The 21,464-nt window shown below is 51.3% G+C and carries 21 protein-coding genes; 18 read left to right on the top strand and 3 right to left on the bottom strand.

Annotated features, from left to right (window positions below; translation table 11 throughout):
* Together RW092_RS13205 and RW092_RS13200 are read left to right on the top strand one after the other, a co-directional pair.
* Positions 1 to 420: an acyl-CoA thioesterase gene (locus RW092_RS13205; protein WP_036625113.1), complete on the top strand. Its 420-nt coding sequence runs from the start codon at positions 1 to 3 to the stop codon at positions 418 to 420.
* Positions 421 to 486: 66 nt separating this feature from the next.
* Positions 487 to 879, top strand: coding sequence for an FxsA family protein (locus tag RW092_RS13200; protein WP_085279268.1), 393 nt, complete (start codon positions 487 to 489; stop codon positions 877 to 879).
* Positions 880 to 971: 92 nt separating this feature from the next.
* On the opposite strand, the gene ytvI is transcribed toward RW092_RS13200, so the two are convergent.
* Positions 972 to 2,090, bottom strand: a complete 1,119-nt coding sequence (ytvI, locus tag RW092_RS13195; RefSeq protein ID WP_316010418.1) for a sporulation integral membrane protein YtvI — start codon at positions 2,088 to 2,090, stop codon at positions 972 to 974.
* 353 nt (positions 2,091 to 2,443) lie between these two features.
* Here ytvI and citZ point away from each other — a divergent pair, with 353 nt between their 5' ends.
* From citZ to RW092_RS13180, 3 genes are all read left to right on the top strand, one after another.
* Positions 2,444 to 3,556 (top strand): citrate synthase, encoded by a 1,113-nt coding sequence (citZ, locus tag RW092_RS13190; RefSeq protein ID WP_016312839.1) that lies wholly within the window; start codon positions 2,444 to 2,446, stop codon positions 3,554 to 3,556.
* 88 nt (positions 3,557 to 3,644) lie between these two features.
* Positions 3,645 to 4,940: an NADP-dependent isocitrate dehydrogenase gene (icd, locus tag RW092_RS13185; RefSeq protein WP_316010417.1), complete on the top strand. Its 1,296-nt coding sequence runs from the start codon at positions 3,645 to 3,647 to the stop codon at positions 4,938 to 4,940.
* 179 nt (positions 4,941 to 5,119) lie between these two features.
* Complete coding sequence (locus RW092_RS13180; protein ID WP_016312837.1) at positions 5,120 to 5,545, top strand: hypothetical protein; 426 nt, start codon at positions 5,120 to 5,122, stop codon at positions 5,543 to 5,545.
* A gap of 80 nt (positions 5,546 to 5,625) precedes the next feature.
* Here RW092_RS13180 and RW092_RS13175 read toward each other — a convergent pair whose 3' ends face one another.
* On the bottom strand, positions 5,626 to 5,979 hold the full coding sequence (locus RW092_RS13175) for a helix-turn-helix domain-containing protein (protein WP_009226752.1): 354 nt from the start codon (positions 5,977 to 5,979) through the stop codon (positions 5,626 to 5,628).
* 164 nt (positions 5,980 to 6,143) lie between these two features.
* Between RW092_RS13175 and RW092_RS13170 the strand changes: the two genes are divergently transcribed.
* The 12 genes from RW092_RS13170 (at position 6,144) to RW092_RS13115 (ending at position 20,458) form a co-directional block, all read left to right on the top strand.
* The gene (locus RW092_RS13170) at positions 6,144 to 7,034 is read left to right on the top strand and encodes a glycosyltransferase family 2 protein (RefSeq protein WP_028539528.1); all 891 of its coding nucleotides are present in this window, start codon (positions 6,144 to 6,146) and stop codon (positions 7,032 to 7,034) included.
* 99 nt (positions 7,035 to 7,133) lie between these two features.
* The gene (locus RW092_RS13165; RefSeq protein ID WP_016312835.1) at positions 7,134 to 8,003 is read left to right on the top strand and encodes an SDR family oxidoreductase; all 870 of its coding nucleotides are present in this window, start codon (positions 7,134 to 7,136) and stop codon (positions 8,001 to 8,003) included.
* A gap of 303 nt (positions 8,004 to 8,306) precedes the next feature.
* Positions 8,307 to 9,860, top strand: coding sequence for a fumarate hydratase (locus tag RW092_RS13160; protein WP_028539527.1), 1,554 nt, complete (start codon positions 8,307 to 8,309; stop codon positions 9,858 to 9,860).
* Positions 9,861 to 9,862: 2 nt separating this feature from the next.
* The gene (gene pnpS, locus RW092_RS13155) at positions 9,863 to 11,659 is read left to right on the top strand and encodes a two-component system histidine kinase PnpS (RefSeq protein ID WP_016312833.1); all 1,797 of its coding nucleotides are present in this window, start codon (positions 9,863 to 9,865) and stop codon (positions 11,657 to 11,659) included.
* Positions 11,660 to 11,805: 146 nt separating this feature from the next.
* Positions 11,806 to 12,531, top strand: coding sequence for a response regulator transcription factor (locus tag RW092_RS13150; protein ID WP_016312832.1), 726 nt, complete (start codon positions 11,806 to 11,808; stop codon positions 12,529 to 12,531).
* 116 nt (positions 12,532 to 12,647) lie between these two features.
* On the top strand, positions 12,648 to 13,874 hold the full coding sequence (locus tag RW092_RS13145; RefSeq protein WP_085170744.1) for a methyl-accepting chemotaxis protein: 1,227 nt from the start codon (positions 12,648 to 12,650) through the stop codon (positions 13,872 to 13,874).
* Positions 13,875 to 14,114: 240 nt separating this feature from the next.
* The gene (pstB, locus tag RW092_RS13140; protein ID WP_028539525.1) at positions 14,115 to 14,870 is read left to right on the top strand and encodes a phosphate ABC transporter ATP-binding protein PstB; all 756 of its coding nucleotides are present in this window, start codon (positions 14,115 to 14,117) and stop codon (positions 14,868 to 14,870) included.
* Positions 14,871 to 14,888: 18 nt separating this feature from the next.
* A complete protein-coding gene (gene phoU, locus RW092_RS13135) occupies positions 14,889 to 15,548 on the top strand; it encodes a phosphate signaling complex protein PhoU (protein WP_028539524.1) in 660 nt (219 codons plus the stop codon).
* 156 nt (positions 15,549 to 15,704) lie between these two features.
* The gene (polA, locus tag RW092_RS13130; protein WP_085170745.1) at positions 15,705 to 18,365 is read left to right on the top strand and encodes a DNA polymerase I; all 2,661 of its coding nucleotides are present in this window, start codon (positions 15,705 to 15,707) and stop codon (positions 18,363 to 18,365) included.
* A gap of 43 nt (positions 18,366 to 18,408) precedes the next feature.
* Complete coding sequence (gene mutM, locus RW092_RS13125) at positions 18,409 to 19,272, top strand: DNA-formamidopyrimidine glycosylase (protein WP_316010416.1); 864 nt, start codon at positions 18,409 to 18,411, stop codon at positions 19,270 to 19,272.
* Positions 19,273 to 19,301: 29 nt separating this feature from the next.
* A complete protein-coding gene (gene coaE / locus RW092_RS13120) occupies positions 19,302 to 19,898 on the top strand; it encodes a dephospho-CoA kinase (RefSeq protein WP_085279261.1) in 597 nt (198 codons plus the stop codon).
* The gene (locus RW092_RS13115; protein WP_085170747.1) at positions 19,895 to 20,458 is read left to right on the top strand and encodes a lytic transglycosylase domain-containing protein; all 564 of its coding nucleotides are present in this window, start codon (positions 19,895 to 19,897) and stop codon (positions 20,456 to 20,458) included. The genes coaE and RW092_RS13115 overlap by 4 nt, the downstream gene beginning before the upstream one ends.
* Positions 20,459 to 20,530: 72 nt before the next feature.
* On the opposite strand, the gene RW092_RS13110 is transcribed toward RW092_RS13115, so the two are convergent.
* Positions 20,531 to 20,752: an alpha/beta-type small acid-soluble spore protein gene (locus tag RW092_RS13110; RefSeq protein ID WP_016312824.1), complete on the bottom strand. Its 222-nt coding sequence runs from the start codon at positions 20,750 to 20,752 to the stop codon at positions 20,531 to 20,533.
* A 137-nt stretch (positions 20,753 to 20,889) separates the two neighbouring features.
* Here RW092_RS13110 and nrdR point away from each other — a divergent pair, with 137 nt between their 5' ends.
* The gene (nrdR, locus tag RW092_RS13105) at positions 20,890 to 21,360 is read left to right on the top strand and encodes a transcriptional regulator NrdR (RefSeq protein ID WP_016312823.1); all 471 of its coding nucleotides are present in this window, start codon (positions 20,890 to 20,892) and stop codon (positions 21,358 to 21,360) included.
* Positions 21,361 to 21,464: the final 104 nt, after the last annotated feature.

Genomic DNA, 21,464 nt, shown 5'->3' with positions numbered 1-21,464 from the left:
GTGTACGTATGCGAACTGACCATTGAGCCGAAATATTCGGAGTTTGACATGATGGGGATCATTTACCATGCGCGTTATATCGAGTGGTTCGAGCAGGGAAGGCTGCAGCTGAGCCGGAATCTCGGCTTTGATTATTTCGACATGGAGCAGGCGGGGTATATCTCGCCCGTTCACGAAATGAACGTGGAATATAAACGCGGGATCCGGTACGGGGATACGGTGCTGCTTAAGACCCGGGTCATCGAGAACAACGGGGTCAAAACGGCCTACGGATATGAGGTGTATAACGGTGAAGGCACGTTGTGCGTCGAGGGTTCTTCTTCGCATTATGTCGTTCGCCGCGAGGATTTCAGACCGGTGCAGTTCAAGAAGGTGTTTCCGGAATGGTATGCGGCGTTGGAGGAAGCCCGAAAACCGTAAAATTTTGATTATGTGACGCGGAGGCGGTAAAATACAAGTACAGGAATGTGATAAAGGAGTCCTGATATGCGTAAATGGATAGCCGCTCTCATCGTGTTGATTCCGATTGTTGAGTTTTGGGGGTATATGTACGTCGGCGAGAAGCTGGGCGTTGGGAAGACGATATTTTTAACATTGGCGACTTCGGTCATCGGCGGGTTAATGATGCAATTTGAAGGGCGTAAAGTGCTCGCGGATGCCCAAGCTCAGATGAGCGGCGGACAAATTCCAGGACGAATGGTCCTGGATGGCTTATGCGTATTTGCCGGCGGGATTCTGCTGCTGATCCCTGGCTTTATTACCGACATCATTGGATTTACGATGGTATTTCCGCTGACGCGGATTCTATATCGGATCCCGCTGATGAAATGGGTCAGCAAGAAGATCAAGGACGGAACGATTACGTATTTCCGCCGTTAAATCTGGTGGCAGACAGCCCCTGAACAAGTCAAAGAAAAGGCATCTCGTCTCGGAGGGACGGGATGCCTTTTCTTTCAAGCAGGAAGCGTACCTTATCTCAATCGACCATGCAAAATATAGTTCCGTAAATCCCGGACAACCCCGGCGCGCACGGCAGCTCCCAGGATGACGAGCGTTACCGGACCGACGATGAGTCCCAATACGCCAAACAGCTTTAGCCCAACAAACATGGCGATCAGCGTGGGCAAGGGATCAAGTCCTACGCTGCTGGCCAGGACTTTGGGTTCAATGAGCTGGCGGGCCAACAGGATGACGCCGTACAAGATGGCCAGTCCAATCCCCAGCGTGGCATGGCCGGTGGCAAAGGCATAGATGAGCCAAGGAATCATCACCGTGCCGACCCCGAGATAAGGCAACAGGTCGACAAGACCGATCAGCAGGGCGTAGGTGAAGGCGGAATCAACGCCGAGAATAAGCAAGCCGATGAGAACGATCAGTGCGGTGATCGAAATCATGATAAATTGCGCGCGCAGATAACCCGATAACGCCCGCTGAAGGTCGCGCCAGATGGCGCCTACGGTTTTGCGGAACGGCGCAGGGACCGAGGCGGCCAGAAATCGCATATCCCGCTCCCAATGATTGCTGATAAAAAAAGTAGCCAGCAGGATCACTCCAAGAATCACCCCTAAATTCGGGAGAGAAGAGAGCAGGTTGACGATCGTTTCCAGCACGTGATTAATGAGATGGGAGACAAACGATCCGAACTTTTCGGCGGTATTGTCGATGTTTTTGTGGATCGTATTTTCATAGCCAGGGTTATCCGCAATAAACCGGTTGATTTCAGTAATGATCGACTGAATGCCTTCGCTTTGCGTCCATGAGATCAGCAGATTTCTCCACTCCGCGATTCGATGATCAAAGGATTCGGCGAAATGGATGAGCTCCTTGACCAGCCGTGTTAAGGCCGCGGACACAATGATTCCTGCACTGCCTACATAAATGAACAATGAGAGGGTCGCAGCCAGCCATTTTGGCACTTGCAAGTGTCTTTGGAGCCACAGGACCAACGGATTCATCGCGTAGGCGATCAGCCAGGCGATCAAAAATGGATAAACGAGCGGGAGCAGCCAGTAGACCGCCAGGACAGAGACGATGAGGACAACGCATATCCAGCTGCCGCGCAGCACGCGCTTGACAATCACGTGATCCAAGTGGCATCTCCCCTTTTTCCCAAAAAACCTGTCCTAGTTCAACTCTATGATTTGTCCACCCCGGATATTCCGCTATGCACATTTTTTGGAAGATGTGATATAATTCATTGCACAACTGCAATCGTTTACAAAATTTCTTTATTGTTGTGATAAAATCATTTAATGTACCCGGTGGTGTCGAAGCGGTTCCCATGTTTTCGGAAATCCAGTATGATGAAGAAGTAAGCGGTGGAGCTCTATTAATGCATTTATAAGCCCGTTATTGGTTAACTTCGAAAATTTAAAACTTTCAATTTTGAGAGTGTTTCATGGGCTTGTTTGCTCACAAAATGTTAACAAAGGAGAGATGAATCATGACAGCTACGAAAGGCCTGGAAGGCATTGTTGCGGCAACCTCTTCGATCAGCTCCATACATGATGGCGTTCTCGCTTATCGTGGTATCAATATCGACGAATTGGCGGAACGTGCGAGTTTTGAAGAAACAGCTTATTTGTTGTGGTACGGTAAATTGCCTAATCAAGCCGAATTGGACCGCCTGCGGCAGCAATTCAGCGATTATGCCGAAGTTCCTGAAGCGGTGCTAGAACAGATGAAGCTGTATCCGCAGACTGCTAACACGATGGCAGTGCTTCGTACTGCCGTATCGGCTCTTGCTTTGTATGATGAGAACGCCAATGACAACTCCCGCGAAAGCAACCAATTAAAGGCGATTAAGCTGCAAACTCAAATTCCAACTCTGATTGCCGCGTTTGCCCGGATTCGGGAAGGCAAGGAGCCTGTGGCTCCGCTCAAGAACGTATCGATCGCGCACAACTTCCTGTATATGCTGACGGGCGAAGAACCGGATCCGATTGCCGTTCGCGCGTTAGATCAAGCGTTGGTGCTGCATGCCGACCACGAGTTGAATGCTTCGACGTTCTCTGCACGGGTCACGATCGCAACGCTGTCTGATATTTACTCCGGAGTAACCTCCGCGATTGGCACCTTGAAGGGACCGTTGCACGGCGGTGCCAATGAAGCGGTAATGATTATGCTGGCCGAGATCGGGACGCTCGATCAAGCGGAGCCGTATATTCTGAAGAAGCTGGCCAATAAGGAGAAAATTATGGGCTTTGGCCACCGGGTATACAAAAACGGCGATCCGCGGGCAAAACACCTGCAAAATATGTCCCGCCAGTTGAGTATTCTGAAGGGCGATAGCACATTGTACGATATTTCTGTCAAAGTGGAACAGTTGGTTACTTCGCAAAAAGGGCTGAAGCCAAACGTTGACTTCTACTCTGCTTCCGTCTATACGATGTTGGGCATTCCGCGTGACCTGTTTACGCCGATTTTTGCCATCAGCCGCTTGTCCGGTTGGACAGCTCATATTCTGGAGCAGTTGGAAGATAACCGTCTGATCCGTCCTCGTGCGGAATATACCGGTGCGACCAATCAGAAATACATTCCTATCGAACTAAGATAAACCGCAATACGGGAGCTCCAAGGAACATTGTGGTAAAATGGAGACCGTGAGATGCAGCAAACAGACTTGAAGGAGGAAAACGTAAAAAATGTTGAAACTCGAAAAGTTTGATCTTCCTACTGAAGGCGAGAAAATTACAATTCAGAATGGGAAGCTCCAAGTGCCGAACAACCCGATCATTCCGTTTATTGAGGGCGACGGGACTGGCCGTGATATTTGGAAAGCTTCGAAACGTGTACTCGACGCCGCCGTGGAGAAAGCCTACGGCGGTGAGAAGAAAATCGCTTGGTATGAAGTGTTCGCCGGCGAGAAGGCCTTCAATACATACGGGGAGTGGCTGCCAGCAGATACGCTGACGGCGATCCGTGAGTATATCGTGGCCATTAAAGGACCGTTGACAACGCCGATCGGCGGCGGTATCCGTTCGCTGAACGTAGCGCTCCGTCAGGAGCTGGACCTGTACGTCTGCCTTCGTCCGGTCCGTTACTTCCAAGGCGTGCCGTCTCCGGTGAAGCATCCTGAGCTCGTGGACATGGTGATTTTCCGGGAGAACACCGAGGATATCTATGCCGGCATCGAGTATAAAGAAGGCTCCGAGGAAGTGAAGAAAGTACTGGCCTTCCTGCAAAACGAAATGGGCGTGAAGAAGATCCGCTTCCCGGAAACGTCCGGTATCGGGATCAAGCCGGTTTCGGAAGAAGGTTCGAAGCGTCTCGTCCGTGCAGCGGTTGAATATGCAATCAAGCACGGCCGTAAGAGCGTGACTCTGGTGCATAAAGGCAACATCATGAAGTTTACGGAAGGCGCGTTTAAGAACTGGGGCTATGAAGTAGCGGAAGCTGAATTCGGCGATAAAGTGTTTACTTGGGCTGAATACGACCGGATTAAGGAGCAGTCCGGTGTGGATGCAGCGAACCAAGCGCAGAAGGCGGCAGAAGCCGAAGGCAAGATTATCGTGAAAGATGCCATTGCCGATATTGCGCTTCAACAAGTATTAACGCGGCCGACGGATTTTGACGTCATCGCTACGCTCAATCTGAACGGCGACTACTTGTCCGATGCCTTGGCTGCACAAGTTGGCGGTATCGGTATCGCGCCAGGCGCTAACATTAACTATGTCACCGGCCACGCGATCTTCGAAGCCACCCACGGTACAGCTCCGAAATATGCCGATCTCGACGTGGTAAACCCGGGCTCCGTCATTCTGTCCGGCGTCATGATGTTGGAGCATCTGGGCTGGCAAGAAGCTGCGGATTTGATCTATAAAGGCTTGGAAGTTTCGATTAACAACAAAACGGTGACCTACGACTTTGCCCGCTTGATGGACGGAGCAACGGAAGTGAAATGCTCCGAGTTTGCTGATCATGTCATCAAAAACATGTAATCGTTCATTTTAAGCTACAGCAGGACAATCTCCGTTGAAGTAAGCCCTCCCTAGCGTTTGGCAGGGAGGGCTTTTTTACCTTGTAATTCAGCAATTTCTTTGGTTACCATTCTTTGTTTCCATCCATAAAGAAAATAGATTATAATAAATGTAATTGACACGAAAGGACGGTTACGTTCATGTACCAAGTTATGTTATTCCTACATATTGTCGGCGCATTGGCGCTTGGCTTCTATCTGGTTCTGCCGTTTGTACTCGGCCGGATCGGCAAATTATCGCTGGCAGCTCAGGAGGGTACGGTATCAGCAGTGATCTCTTTGAACCGATACGCACAAATCGGGCTGATCATCCAATTGTTGACGGGCGGTTATTTGATTGGACAAGGCGATTATTCCGTCGCATGGATGATCGTGATCGTGATCTTGTATTTAGCGATCGGTGCATTTAGCGGAATTATGGGCAAGCCGCTGCGTTTAGCGCTGGATGGCATTCGCAAGAATCAAACGGTGACGGCAGAGGAAGGGAAGCTTCGTACATTAAGCGCTCTGCTCTCTGTGACGGTGTTGCTCATTTCGTTCTTTATGGTGTTCAGCACCATCATTTAATGGATCAAAAAAAGACCTGACGGTAGATCTACCGGCAGGTCTTTTTGTTGAACGCTGTTTAAACAGCGTTGGCGCTAAGTTCAGGAAGGACTTTGATTCGCCTTTTTCAACTCGTCCAAATGGGTGAACATTAATTTTAAAATATCGAGCGCCAGTTGCTTCTCTTTCGTAGAACGGTTCATGACGATCTGTTGGATCTGATCCAAGAAATGATCGTCACTAATCTCAATCGAATCGTGGAGCAAATAATCAACGGTAACACCCAATTGATTCGCCAATTTCACCAGCGTTTCCAGGGACAAACTGCGTTCTCCCCGTTCGATTTGCCCTATGTATGCGTCCGAAACTTCAATGCGTTCGGCGAGTTTTTCCTGGGTCAAGTGCATTTTATGCCGTTCTTGACGCAGCCTTTTCCCCAATGCCTCGTAATCCATATTACCCCTCCTGTATTTACCTTAAGTTAGAACCTGTTGGAAAGATAATAAACTACAGGTTTTGTTTGTATTTACTGCAAGTACGAATTGGGTTATTATGGAATTACAGGATTTACTAAATTATATCCTATTATTTATTCTTACTAAATATAAGGAGATCATGTATGTCTTCCTCATCAACATCAGTATCAATTATTATCGCAGTCAAGAATAATGGAATCGATTTGTACACGACGATGGAATCTTTGAAAGTGTCGCAGACGACCTTGCCGTATGAAGTGATCATCGTTGATGAAGGTTCGATTGACGGGTGCTGTGATTTCTTGATGAACTATCGGTTTGATCAGCCGTTTCAACGGATCAAGGGGGAGCCCGGAACATCGGCGCGTAATCTCGGTGCAGCGCATGCTAGGGGGGATTATCTGATCTTCAGCGGCTCTCATTTATATTATGATGACGGATGGATGGAGCGGCTGTTGGAGCCGCTTATGCAGGGACAAGCCGATGCCGTATCCCCGGCTTTTGAGAAGAGTGAACGTTCCACTGTCCCGGCCAGCAAGGAGGTCGGAGGGATGATTGGCTTGTTGCGCCGCTACCCGATCCAGCGTGCAGATCAGAACCTGGACATCCCGTGGTTGTCTTGGGAATGCTTTGCCGTCGGGCGTAGTACGTTTCGCGAGATGGAGGGGCTAGTGGATGGCTTTTTCGGCAAGGATGTGGAGACGGCGGAATTTTCCTTGAGGCTCTGGTTGCAGGGGAGAACCTGCCAGATTGTCCCGGATGTGACGTTAATGCAAGTCTTCCGTCAGAATTTCCCCTATGACAATAGCCGGGAAATGTGGGGTGTGGATCTACTGACCCTTGCGAACTTACATTTTGGGGATGAACTGACTTCGGTTTGTCGGGAACAGGTGAATCAGGCGTTTGGCGAAGAGTTGTTGGAAGCAGCACAGCTCAGCCCACTGGCATTAGCTCGGAAGGAGAAATTTGCTTCCCTGCGGAAGCACGATGCAGCATGGTTGTTTGAACGATTCGGGGTCCATTGGAAATCATAGACGGATAAGCTGGGGCTGTCAGGCTATCCTAAGAGGTGAGTGAGTGGACAGGTACGTTCGTACCGAGGTTCACCAATTACCGTAAAGGAGGATGCAGCAATGGCAGGTAATGGACAAGCGAAGCAAACCTTGCCGCCTCAGCATCAAAACCATCAGCCAGGTATCGAATCCGAGATGCACCCGCGTCCAGAATATGAAGGGAACTACAAGGCAGCAGGCAAGCTAAAGGGCAAAGTGGCGTTGATCACCGGAGGTGACAGCGGTATTGGCCGGGCGGTGGCGGTAGCTTACGCTAAAGAGGGTGCCGATGTGGCCATCGTTTACTTAAATGAACACGAGGATGCGAACGTGACTCGACAGGAAGTCGAACAAGAAGGACGCAAATGCCTGTTGATCGCCGGTGATATCGGCGACGAAGCATTTGCCGAGAAGGCGGTACAACAGACGGTACAGGAGCTCGGAAACTTGGACATCCTGGTGAACAATGCGGCTGAGCAGCATCCGCAGCCAGACATTACAGCCATTTCGGCGGCACAACTGGAGAAGACATTCCGGACGAACATCTTTTCCATGTTTTATTTGACGAAGGCAGCGATGCCGCATTTACGCAAGGGCAGCTCAATTATTAATACGGCATCGGTAACGGCTTATAAAGGCAACCCGCAGCTGATTGACTACTCCGCCACGAAAGGGGCAATTGTCAGCTTCACACGGGCGTTATCGATGAACGTTGTTGGAAGCAAAGGCATCCGGGTGAATGCTGTTGCCCCGGGACCGATCTGGACGCCCCTCATCCCGTCTACCTTCGATGCGAAGCAAGTATCCGAATTTGGTGGAACAACGCCAATGCAACGGCCTGGTCAACCGGAGGAGTTGGCTCCGGCTTACGTCTTCTTGGCTTCGGATGATTCTTCGTATATGAGCGGCCAGGTGCTGCATATCAACGGCGGTGAGATTGTCAACGGCTAGCCTTCAGGCTAAGATTCTGAGATTGGATCAATTCATGTAATCGAACCCTCAGGAAATTCGGCACAGGACCGAACAGCTTGAGGGTTCTATCCGTTTTTTTCGCAGAATCAGCCCTCTATAGAAATTGTTCAGTGATAAATCTCACTGAATTCGGAGCTGATTTTGGACAGAAATCGTCAACCGAATCGAGTTCTTATGTTATTATGAATCTAAAGAATGCGATATGTTAAAGACATCATGGGATGAATCATATTTTGCGCCAAAGGTACTAACAAGATGGCAGGGAGAGGGGATTCTTGGATCATGCACCAGTTTGAAGAAAGCGTATACGAATTGATTGTGGAAGCTTCAACGAAATTGCCGGGCGACGTTCGTCGTGCAGTGAATCGGGGCCGTGCCTTAGAAAACCGGGCGACACGGGCCGGGTTGGCCATGTCAACCATTGCGCAGAACATTCGGATGGCAGAGGAGCAAGTTTCACCGATCTGCCAAGATACCGGGATGCTCACGTTTATGATCCACACGCCGGTAGGGGCGAATCAAATTGAAATGAAGAAGGCGATTCACGCTGCGGTGAAGCGTGCCACGGAAGAAGGTAAGCTGCGTTCCAATTCGGTGGATTCACTCACCGGAGCGAACAGTGGAGACAATTTGGGTCCGGGGACGCCGGTCATTCATTTCGAGCAATGGGAACAGGATTCGATTGACATCCGGCTGATTTTAAAAGGCGGCGGGTGCGAAAATAAAAATATCCAGTACAGCCTTCCAACCGAGTTAGAGGGACTGGGCCGAGCCGGACGTGACCTTGACGGTATTCGTAAATGCATCCTGCATGCCGTGTACCAAGCGCAGGGGCAAGGATGCAGCGCAGGATTCCTTGGCGTGGGCATCGGCGGCGATCGGACGACAGGATACGAGCTCGCTAAACAGCAATTGTTCCGCCCGCTGGATGACGTGAATCCTAATCCGGATTTGGACCGACTTGAAAAATATATTATGGAAACCGCCAACCAGTTGGGGATTGGAACGATGGGCTTTGGCGGAGAGGTTACCCTGCTGGGCTGCAAAGTCGGGGCGATAAATCGGCTTCCGGCAAGCTTCTTTGTCTCCGTTGCTTATAACTGCTGGGCGTTCCGCCGTCAGGGCGTGGAGATTGATCCAGCAACCGGCGCAATTCGGGAATGGCTTTATGAACGTGGCAGCGAGGTGCCGGTTGAGGACGAATTTGAGTCGGTTACAACTGAAGCCGCTGCGGAAGGGACACCTGCGCCAGCCAGCCGAGAAGTAGTGCTGCAAACCCCGGTAACGGAAGAGCAAATCCGTAGCCTGCGGGTGGGAGATGTAGTCATCATCAATGGGGAAATGCACACTGGTCGGGATGCGCTGCACAAATACTTAATGGATCATGACGCTCCGCTGGATTTGAACGGTGCGGTCATTTATCACTGTGGACCAGTTATGCTAAAAGACGAGGAAGGATGGCACGTGAAGGCGGCTGGACCAACGACCAGTATTCGCGAAGAACCGTATCAAGGGGATATCATGAAGAAGTTTGGCATTCGCGCCGTAATCGGTAAGGGCGGCATGGGGCCGAAGACGCTGGCTGCCTTGAAAGAGCATGGCGGCGTGTATTTGAACGCGATTGGCGGGGCAGCACAGTACTATGCGGAATGTATCAAGAAGGTCAATGGCGTTGATTTCTTGGAATTTGGCGTTCCGGAAGCGATGTGGCATCTGGAGGTCGAAGGTTTTGCAGCGATCGTGACGATGGATTCGCACGGGGACAGCCTGCATGAAGGCGTGGAGAAGGATTCGTTGGCGAAGCTCGCCGCATTTAAGGATCCGGTGTTTAAATAAACATGAAAACCTTTCGCTCGCGCCTAACCCTCATCCTGATGATTTTGCTGGGCATTTCCATGTTGGCCGCCGGACTAACGATGGCCCAGATGTTTAAGAATATGCACATTCGTGCGCTAGAAGAAAATATGGCCCGGGAAATTAATTTGCTGGAAGCTACTGTGGATTTCGTTCCCGCCCAAGGGAATCCCGAGGCTGAGGCTTACTACGAACGTCAAGCGAAGAAATTCGAAGAGCTGACCGGTTCCCGGGTCACGTTCATCACCCTGGACGGGAACGTTATTGGTGATTCGGAATCCGACCCGGAGCATATGGATAACCATGCCCATCGTCAGGAGATTGAATCTGCAGCAGGCGGGAACGTCGGGAGTGCAATTCGGTACAGCGATACGATTGGCCAAAATATGCTGTATGTCGCTCAACGCGTGACCGCCGGCGGATTTGACGGTTATATTCGGCTTTCGATGAGTTTGGCTGAGGTGGAGGAAGGGCTTGCCCAAGCTTGGATGTGGCTTTTTGGCGCGTTGCTTGTTTTATTCCTCATCGCGGGGCTGGTGAGCTATCGAGTGGCTTCGGGATTAACAAGGCCGCTGGTGCAAATTACTCGCGTAGCTCACCGGATTTCCCGTTTTGATTACGACGCTAGAGTGAAATTGGCTCGGAAGGACGAAATCGGTCAGCTGGGCATGGCGATTAACGGAATGGCGGACAGCCTTCAGCAGCAGCTTAAGCTGATCCGAGATAACGAGGATTTGATGCAAAGCGTCCTCGCCAATATGACCGGCGGTATTCTTATGGTCGATGCCACTGAGCATGTCGCCTTGATTAACCGGAAAGCAGAACGCATCCTCCATACGAAGGGCGAGATGGTATTGGGCAAACCGTATCAGGAGCTTAAGCGAAATTACGAATTCGTGAAATTTATGGAGGAAGGCATCGCCCGGAAGGAAGCGGTACAGGAAGAACGTAATGTCTATGATCCCGAAGAGAAAATTTTGCATTTCGACGGGGTGCCGATGTTTGAGGATAATGGCAACTATCGCGGCATGTTGTTCCTGGTGCAGGATGTTACCGAAATTCGTAAGCTGGAACGGATGCGCAGCGAATTCGTAGCCAACGTGTCCCACGAATTGAAGACCCCCATTGCCGCGGTCAAGGGCTTTGCCGAGACGCTGCTTGCCGGCGGGGTGAAGGACGAGGAAACCACCCGTTCTTTTCTGCAGATCATCTATGACGAAGGCGACCGGCTGAACCGGCTGATTGGCGACCTGCTGGAACTGTCCAAAATCGAATCGAAGCGAGTACCGCTGGAGTACGCGCCAGTGCAGTTGAGCGAGCTGTTTGACAGCTTGTATGAGGTGCTTCTCCCGGCTGCGGAGAAGAAGTCGATCTCGATGTCGCATGACGTGCCCGAGCATTTGTTTATCGAAGCGGACGAAGACCGGCTGCGGCAAATCTTCATGAATTTGCTGTCCAATGCGATCAGCTATTCCCTGGAAGGCGGGAAAGTTCGAGTATCCGCTAGCATCATAGGCGAAGGCGGGGACGAGGAGAAGGTGCGTATTCTCGTCAGCGATACGGGGATTGGCATTCCGAAGAAGGATTTGCCGCGAATTTTTGAACGGTTCTACCGGGTGGACAAAGCTAGATCTCGCAGCTCCGGTGGGACAGGACTTGGTTTGTCCATCGTCAAGCACCTTGTCGATCTGCACCGCGGCAGCATCCGCGTGGAGAGCAAGGTAGGCGAAGGGACAACGTTTATTCTGGAACTGCCTCTGATGCATTCTCTGGATGATTAAGAACGATCCGGGGACCATAAAATAAAATGTAAACCGTTTTTTGTTGAACTTTACACTACGTTAACATTGCCGTGATATGCTGGGCTTGTCATTAAAGTGATATTGGTTCAGACATGAACTTGTACCGCTAACAAATGGAGGGTACTATGACTCAACGTCTATTGGTTATCGAAGATGAACCGACGTTATCCCGGCTTTTGTCTTACAACCTGACGAACGAAGGCTATGAAGTTATCGTAGAGGATCACGGGCAAACCGGTTACGAAACCGCACTTCGGCAGGATTTTGATCTGATCTTGCTTGATTTGATGTTGCCGGGCATGAACGGTTTCGAGATCATGACGAAGCTTCGCAGCGAGGGCGTGAAGACGCCAGTGATTATTCTGACCGCCAAAAATGCGGAGGAAGAGGTCGTCCAAGGCTTGAAATCCGGTGCTGATGATTATATCACGAAGCCCTTTGGCGTTGCGGAGCTGCTGGCTCGCGTTGCTGCTGTTCTCCGCCGTTCCACCGGCCAGGAAGAACGCGAGCAGCCAGCCAAGCAGGATACTTCCCATATCGTGCTGGGCCCCTTGGCGATCTACCCCGAGAAATACGAGGTGACGCTGAACGGGGAACCTATCACGCTGAGACCTAAGGAATTTGAGGTGCTGTTGTACTTGGCCCGCAAGCCCGGTGTGGTCATGACTCGAGACGATCTGATGAACGCCGTGTGGGGATTTGATTATATTGGAGGACAGCGGACGGTGGATGTGCACGTCAGCTCACTGCGCAAGAAGCTGGAGCTGGATCCGCAGTCTGTGCATATCGATTCCATTCGCGGTGTCGGCTATAAGCTGGTTGTCAATAAGAAGCAAGCGTCCATCATGTAACTTTTATGGTGGACGTTCTTTTTTACATAGGGCTAACATCCTGGGAACATAAGCTTAACATTATCCCTCTATGATTAGATCGAACGCAGCGTTTACATATGGGGGAGTGAAGCAGGTTGGTTAAACAGGCCATAGCAGTGCTGGAAAGCTCGACAGATAAAGAGACAAAGAGCGGGACAGCAAGCGGCGAAGCAGGCGAGATTCACCGTGCGGCATCGGTGAGGTATGAGGAACGCTCGAATGGAGGGCAGGCAGGAGCAGGCAGTAAAGTGATCACAACGGTGGAAGCCCGTTCTTTCTGTCGCAAAGTACCGGTTATTGGCCCGGAGGTTCCCTGTCGTCAGGTGATGGGGCAGTTTCAACGTCAGCCTGATCTTCCGTGTATCGTGGTTTGTGATGATGATCACATACCTCTGGGGCTGTTGATGAGGGATCGGTTTTTTCGCCATATGGCGGGTCGGTTTGCTGCTGATCTCTTTTATGAAGTCGCAATATTTCAGTTTGCCGAGCAGCAGCCTTTGATTTGCGAGGTGGACACAACAGCAGGTGAACTGCTGGATTTGGCGTTGGGAAGGGAGGGAGCCTCCTTCTATGATGGGCTCATCCTGACCGATCAAGGCAAATATTACGGGATTCTGACGATTCAGGATTTGATGCAGATGTCACGGGAGCTGCAACGGGAGGCAGAGGAAGCAAGGCAAGCGGCGGTGCGTGACAGCCGGGACCGGATCGTAGAGATCGAATACTCGATGGGAGATGTGGCGGAATCGGCAAAACGAAGCTGGCAGGAATTAGAACAGATGAACGCATTATCGTTGGAGGGGCGGCAAGAGCTTGAAGCTGTCAAGGCGTCGTTTACCCGGGTGCTTGAGATGGCTCGTTTCCAAGAGAAGCAAATGGCCAAGCTGCTGGAGCAGATGCAGCAGATCTCATCAGTGGCGGATCATATCCGCCGCCTTGCGGACCAAAGCGGCATGCTTGCGATGAACGCCTCCATTGAAGCGGCACATGCCGGCGAGCACGGCCGCGGTTTTGCAGTCGTCGCCTCCGAGGTTCGTAAGCTAGCCTTGCAGACCAAGCGCTTCTCAGAGGAAATTAGCGAGACATTGGGGGCTGTAAATCACTTCATTCAGCAAACGGCTGCCACCGCCACTTCAACTGTGGAGGAGATGGCGGAGAGTCATGAGCGGGTTGTGAACGCGGACGGGACGTTCCAATCGCTGGTGGAGTCGGCTCGGGTGGCAGAGCAGCGCAGCCAGGAAATGTTTCGCTCATCCGAAATGGCGGCCGAGCGAACGCGAATTGTGCTCATGGAACTGCAGCATTTAACATCACTTTCGTAAATTTTTACACTCCGTTTACAATGTAGCCCATGTCATTTTACATAAGTGCGATAGAATTCAATTGATTGACACAAGATAAATCGAGAATATGTGTACAGGAACTAAATCGATCAAGAACTAGCACGGGCTCGCGATTGGCGGGTACCGTGCTTCAAGTTTGCTGGCATTCCCCGGTCTGTAACGGCTTCTTCGAGACGTGGACCGGTGACATAGACGTATTTTTGGTGAAGGAGAGCTGCAATGAAACCGATCATCCGGATTCAAAAACTAAACCTATACTATGACCGATTCCATGCGTTAAAGGACGTTTCCCTGGATATTCCGGAAAAAGCCATCACCGCATTCATCGGCCCCTCCGGCTGCGGAAAATCGACGCTTCTCCGCACATTGAACCGGATGAATGATATGATTCCGGGCACGCGGATTGAAGGGGTTGTCCGAATTTCCGATACGGACATCTACAGTGATGATGTCGAGGTAGAGGCTTTACGCAAACAGGTAGGGATGGTGTTTCAGCAGCCCAATCCTTTTCCGAAATCGATTTATGACAATGTAGCTTACGGTCCAAGGTTACACGGCATCAAGAATAAAGCGGAGCTGGATGAAATCGTGGAACGCAGCCTTCGCCAGGCTGTACTGTGGGACGAGGTGAAGGATTTTCTGAAACGGTCGGCACTGAGTTTGTCTGGCGGGCAACAGCAGCGGCTTTGCATCGCTCGGGCGATCGCCGTGCAGCCGGATATTTTGCTTATGGATGAAGCCACTTCAGCGCTGGACCCGATCTCTACCCTCAAAATTGAGGAGCTGGTGCAGCAATTAAAAGATAACTATACGATTGTGATGGTCACTCATAACATGCACCAGGCGGCTCGCATCTCGGGGAAGACGGTCTTCTTCCTGAACGGAGAAATTGTGGAAGCGGATGATACGCAGAAGCTCTTCTCCACGCCGCAGGATCCACGCACTGAAGATTACATTTCCGGTCGTTTCGGATAACAAGGAGGCTGCAGCAAGATGATTCAAAGAAAGGAATTTGATCAGAATCTGGAGGATTTACGGCAGCTGCTGAGAAAGATGGGCGAGCATGTAGAAGCGGCGCTGACGGAGGCAATCCATGCCCTGCAGGCGCTGGACTCGGCCAAAGCGAAAACGATCATTGAACGCGATGTCGAGCTGAACAAAATGGAGGAGCAAGTGATGGACATCGGCTCGCGCCTGATCGTGACGCAGCAACCGGTGGCCAAGGACCTGCGGCGGATTATTGTAGCGTTTAAAATTTCCAGCGATTTGGAGCGGATGGGCGACTTGGCCATCGATGTCGCGAAGGTCACCCTGCGGCTGGAAGGCCAGAAATTAATCAAGCCGCTCATCGATATCCCGAAGATGTCCGAGCTGGTTGTTCTAATGGTACGAGAATCGCTGCAATCGTATTTGGATGAGAATACCGATCTGGCTTATAAGATGGCCAAGGATGATGACGAAGTGGATCACCTGTACAGCCAGATGATTCAAGAGTTGTACGGATATATGATCAATAACCCGGAATCCCTCCAGCAGGCGATGCTGCTGACGTTGGTAGGCCGATACATCGAGCGAATCGCCGACCATGCAACCAATATCGGGGAAAGTGCCGTTTACCTGGTGACCGGGCATCGTCCGGACCTGAATCAATAACTTTCAAGAGGAGTTTTACGTGCGTCCAACCGGTCGCAGCTTGCGAAATTACGCAGGCTGCGGCCGGTTTTTCTTTTCCAAGACCGGCTTTGGTGTTATCGAGATGGCCCCTGTGTTATCATAGGATAAGGTAGAATACTGTGGACGAGGTGTCGTATGGAAAAATTGATTCTTATAGATGGGAACAGCATCATTTACCGGGCATTTTTTGCGATGCCGCCGCTTACGAACTCCAACGGATTGCATACGAATGCCGTTTACGGTTTCACCAATATGCTGTTGCGTCTGATCCAGGAGGAACGCCCTACCCATATGTTGGTTGCCTTTGATGCGGGCAAGGTGACGTTCCGACATGAAGGGTATCAGGAGTATAAGGGTGGACGCGAGAAAACGCCGCCGGAGCTGTCCGAGCAATTTCCGCTGATGCGCGAGCTGCTGGAGAGCTTTGGCATCGCCTGGTTTGAACTGTCCGGTTACGAAGCGGACGACATTATCGGCACCTTGAGCAAACGAGCGGAAGAGGCTGGTCACGAAGTGCTGGTTGTGACCGGGGATAAGGATATGCTGCAAGTCGTCAGCGATCGGGTGAAAGTGGCGTTAACGCGCAAAGGTGTCAGTGAAGTTGAGCCTTACGGCCCGCAGCAAATCGAAGAGAAATATGGACTGAAGCCGCTGCAAATCATCGATTTGAAGGGGCTGATGGGAGATACGTCCGATAATATTCCGGGAGTACCGGGAATCGGCGAGAAGACGGCTTTGAAATTGCTGCATCAATACGGTTCCGTTGAGGAAGTGCTGGCCCATACCGACGAATTGAAGGGCAAGATGAAGGAAAATCTGGTGAACCACGCCGACGATGCCCGCATGAGCAAGCAGCTGGCCACCATTTTCCGTGAGGTTCCGATTGAACGCTCCTGGGAGGAAATGAAGTTTGACGGCATTCCGGAGGAAACCGCGGTGCCGATGCTGCGCAAGCTGGAGTTTAAGTCGCTGCTGGAGCGGATGAACTTTGCCGGCGGCGAGCATGCAAGCGGCGAAGGAGCTCGCGCGGAGCAGGTGGACATCCAAGTGACCACGGTGGACTTGGACAACCTTCAGGCGCTTACGGCCGATTTGCCAAACATCGAGGGAATCATCGTGGAGTCCCACGGGGAGAACCCGCATCAGGCCGAAATGATGGGGATGGTGCTGTCTACGGCCAGCCGCCATTATTTCTTGCCTTTTGACGTGTTGCAAGCGGAGGAGGCGGCAGATGTACGTGCTTGGCTGGCGGACGAGCAGGTGCCCAAGCGCGGGTATGATCTGCACCGGGCTGACTTGGTGCTGTTCTGGCATGGCGTAGCGTTTGCTGGAGCTGAGCACGACGTTCAGCTGGCGGCTTATTTGCTTGATCCGACGGAGAGTGATCAGACGATCAGCGGGCTGGCTGTGAAATACCAGCTGCCGCAGGTACCTGGAGACGACGAGGTGTATGGCAAAGGCGCGAAGTTCAAAGTGCCGGAGCAGGAAGTGTTAAGTCGTCATCTGGCCCGCAAGGCGGATGCATTGCTGCGGATCCTGCCTTTGCAACGTGAGGACTTGGCGAAATACGAGATGGAGAAATTATTTTATGAACTGGAAATGCCGCTGTCTCGGATTTTGGCCGATATGGAGAAGCAAGGGGTTGCCGTTAACAAGGAAGCCTTGAAAGAACTGGGTGTAGAATTTGAAGCCCAAATCAATAAATTGGTTGCGCGCATTTATGAAATCGCCGGCCAGGAGTTTAATATCAATTCCACGAAGCAATTAGGGGAAATTCTGTTCGATAAGCTGGGCCTGCCGGTCATCAAGAAGACGAAAACCGGCTACTCCACAGATGCGGAAGTGCTGGAGAAGCTGGCGCCTTATCATGAGATCGTGCAGTTTATTTTGGAATACCGCCAGTTGGCCAAGCTGCAATCAACCTATGTCGAGGGGCTGCTGAAGGAAATTTCACCGAAGACCGGCAAGGTGCATACGTATTTCCGGCAGACGATTGCCGCTACCGGCCGCTTGAGCAGCCAATATCCAAACCTGCAGAACATCCCGATTCGGTTGGAGGAAGGCCGCAAAATCCGTAAGGTATTTGTACCGTCTGAGGAAGGATGGTTTATTCTGTCCGCGGACTACTCGCAAATCGAGCTTCGGGTGTTAGCGCATATTTCCGGGGATCCGGGGCTGCAGGAAGCGTTCCTGCACGATATGGACATCCACACGAAGACGGCTATGGACGTGTTTGGCGTAGGCCCGGATCAGGTGGACGCCAATATGCGGCGTTCGGCGAAGGCGGTTAACTTTGGCATCGTCTATGGGATCAGCGACTACGGCCTGTCCCAGAACCTGAACATTACGCGGAAGGAAGCAGCTCGCTTTATTGAGCAATATTTTAATGCCTTCCAAGGGGTTCGACGTTACATGGATGAGATCGTGAAGACTGCGAAGCGTGATGGATATGTGAAAACGCTGCTTGAGCGTCGCCGTTATCTGCCGGAAATTAACGCCTCGAACTTCAATTTGCGTTCCTTCGCGGAACGGACGGCGATGAATACGCCAATTCAGGGGACAGCGGCGGATATCATCAAGTTGGCGATGGTACGCATGGACGAGGAACTGCATAAGCACGGATTAAAGAGCCGCATGCTCTTGCAGGTGCATGACGAATTGGTGTTCGAGGTGCCGCCGGAAGAGCTGGAACTTATGAGCAAGCTGGTTCCGGAAACGATGGGGAAAGCGTTAGAGCTCTCCGTACCATTAAAAGCGGAAGTATCGAGCGGATTAAATTGGTACGAAGCGAAGTAAGCTCCGCCACCCCCGACAACAACTTAGATTGAGGTGAGAGGATATGCCGGAATTGCCGGAGGTGGAAACGGTCCGACGGACCTTAACCCAATTGATCGTGGGCAAGACGATCCAAAGCGTGCAGGTGTTTCTGCCGCGCATCATCCAACGGCCGGATGATATCCGTCGGTTTGAAACCGAGCTTGCCGGCCATACCATCTTAGAAATTGGACGCCGCGGCAAATTTTTGCGGATCATCATGGACGGCCTGGTGCTCGTCTCCCATTTGCGGATGGAAGGGCGTTACGGGGTGTATCAGACCGGTGAAGAGGTGGAGAAGCATACCCATGTCATCTTCCGGTTCACGGACGGGACGGAGCTCCGCTACAAGGATGTACGCCAGTTTGGGACGATGCATCTGTTCGCTCCTGGGGAGGAGTTTACGAACAAGCCGCTGGTGAAGCTGGGATTGGAGCCGCTGGAGGAGTCGTTTACCCTTCAAGCCTTCCAAGACAAAATCTCCCGGAGAACGACGAAAATTAAGCCGGCGTTGTTGAACCAGGAATACATCGTTGGTTTGGGGAATATATATGTAGATGAAGCATTGTTTCGGGCGGGCATCCATCCGGAATATCCGGCGGACAAGCTGAACCAGACACAGCTGGAGCGGCTCCATACCGCCATCATTGAGACGTTAACCGAAGCGGTAGAAGCAGGGGGTTCCTCCATCAAATCATATGTGAACGGACAAGGGGAAATGGGGATGTTCCAACATTCCTTGCGGATGTATGGTCGCCAAGGAGAGCCTTGTCTGAACTGCGGAGGGCCTGTGGTGAAGACTGTCGTAGGAGGGCGGGGCACTCATTTTTGCCCGAACTGTCAGCCGCCATATCGGACAAGCACGCGCGCACGCACCAAGCAACGTTAAATGAGAGAGATTTGTGAGGTGGATAGGGGATGAACATCGGACTGACTGGAGGCATCGCAACCGGGAAGAGTACGGTTTCCCGATTGTTGGCCGAGCGCGGAGCTGCCATCATCGATGCGGATGTGATCGCCAGAGAGATTATGGAACCGGGACACCCGGTATTGGCCGCCGTCAGCGAACGTTTTGGCCCGGGCGTGTTGAACACCGATGGGACGCTAAATCGCAAGAAGCTTGGCGAGATCGTCTTCTCGAACCCGGAGGAGCGCAAGGCGCTGGAGGCCTTAACGCACCCGGCGATTCGTGCTGAAATGAAGCAGCGCATGGAAGAACTGGAAGCAGCGGATCCTCACAGATTGGTGGTAGCGGATATTCCGCTGCTTTATGAATCGGGGCTTGATCCGCTCTATGAACGGATTATGGTTGTTTATGTCCCTCGCGAGGTACAGTTAACCCGGTTGATGTTGAGGGACGGGCTGTCGAAGGAGGCAGCCGAGCAGCGGATCAACGCCCAAATGGATATCGAAATCAAGAAAGAGAGGGCGGATATTTTGATTGATAACAGCGGTGGACTTGAGGAAACGAAGCGACAGATAGATGACTTTTGGCGGGATCAGGGACTACGATGAGGTGGCTTCGCAAAAAAAGAGTCTTGCTTCTGTTGTTTATCGGTTTCATCATCCTTATCTTTTTTAATTCGGCATGGCTTTCGTTGTTTTATCCGATTCACTATAAAGAAGAAATTCGGCGGCATGCCAAGAACAACGGCCTGGATCCGTTTATGGTTGCGGCGATCATTAAGGTGGAGACGAACTACAAATCAGGAGTGGAGTCCCGGAAAGGCGCGCTCGGGATTATGCAGATCATGCCGGATACGGCGGAGTGGGTAATTTCCAAAGCGAAGTTGCCCGAAACGACGCTGGATGATATCCGTAACGAGACGGAAACGAATATCCAGATCGGCACCTGGTATCTGAGATCGCTGTCCCAGCAATTCGACGGCAACAACATCGCCATGATCGCTGCGTATAATGCCGGACCAACCAATGTGAAAAATTGGCTGAAGAGCGGGCGATGGGACGGACGATTGGAGACGGTGCAAAATATCCCGTTTGGCGAGACCCGACATTATGTCCAGCGGGTAACCCACTACTATAAACAATATCTGAAGATTTATGATGATTTCTAAGGGGGCCTAAGGTGATAACAAAAGAAAGCATTGACCGGCCTACGCCAGCCAATGCTCTCTTCAGTTGATCGGTTATTTGAATTGACCTGCCAGCTGTTGTTCAGCCAGAGTCACCAAACGTTTCGTGATGTAACCACCGATCGAACCGTTTTCGTAAGAAGTCAGGTTACCAGCATATCCGTCTTGTGGGAAAGAGATGCCAAGCTCCTGAGCGATTTCATATTTCATTTGATCCAAAGCTCCGGATGCTTGTCTAACCACCAGGTTGTTCGAAGAGTTATTATTTTGGGCCATGATTTGTTCACCTCCTTGTGGTTGGTAACAGTATTATGTGCCGGACTATGAATTTCAATCACATGATTTTGCAGTAATTTATTGCCATCCGGTGTGACAAGCCGTGATGACGTTATTTTAAGGGGAGGTGTTCTAGCTTGAAATGTCCTTATTGCGACTATTTAGGCACCAAAGTGCTGGATTCGAGACCGGCGAACGAGAACCGTTCGATCCGCCGCCGGCGGGAATGCGAGAAATGCAATCGACGGTTTACAACGTTTGAAATGGTGGAAGAAGTGCCGTTGATCGTGATCAAAAAGGATGGAAGCCGCGAGGAGTTCAGCCGAGAGAAAATGCTGCGCGGTTTGATTCGAGCTTGTGAGAAACGTCCGGTTTCCGTTGAACAGCTGGAATCTATCGTATCCGAAGTCGAACGGTCCCTGCGCCACTCGGCGAACGCTGAGGTTGAGAGCCGGCAAATCGGGGAATTGGTGATGGAGCAGCTCTACCCGGTGGACGAAGTTGCTTATGTGCGGTTTGCCTCGGTGTATCGACAATTTAAAGATATCAACATGTTTATGAAAGAACTCAAAGGACTGCTGTCCAAAAATACAGGGGTCAACGAATAGCTTCATTTCTCAAAAACACTCTTCGCCGATCGGCGCGAGTGTTTTTTTATTATGGCTTTAGCCAGTTGAGCTCGCGAAGCGTGCGAAACAAAAAACCACCCGCT

It is taken from the genome of Paenibacillus sp. 3LSP, assembly GCF_032465655.1.
Taxonomy (GTDB): Bacteria; Bacillota; Bacilli; order Paenibacillales; family Paenibacillaceae; genus Fontibacillus; species Fontibacillus barengoltzii.
Note: the sequence above shows the minus strand (reverse complement) of the source record. Positions and strands in the feature narration are given on the sequence as shown.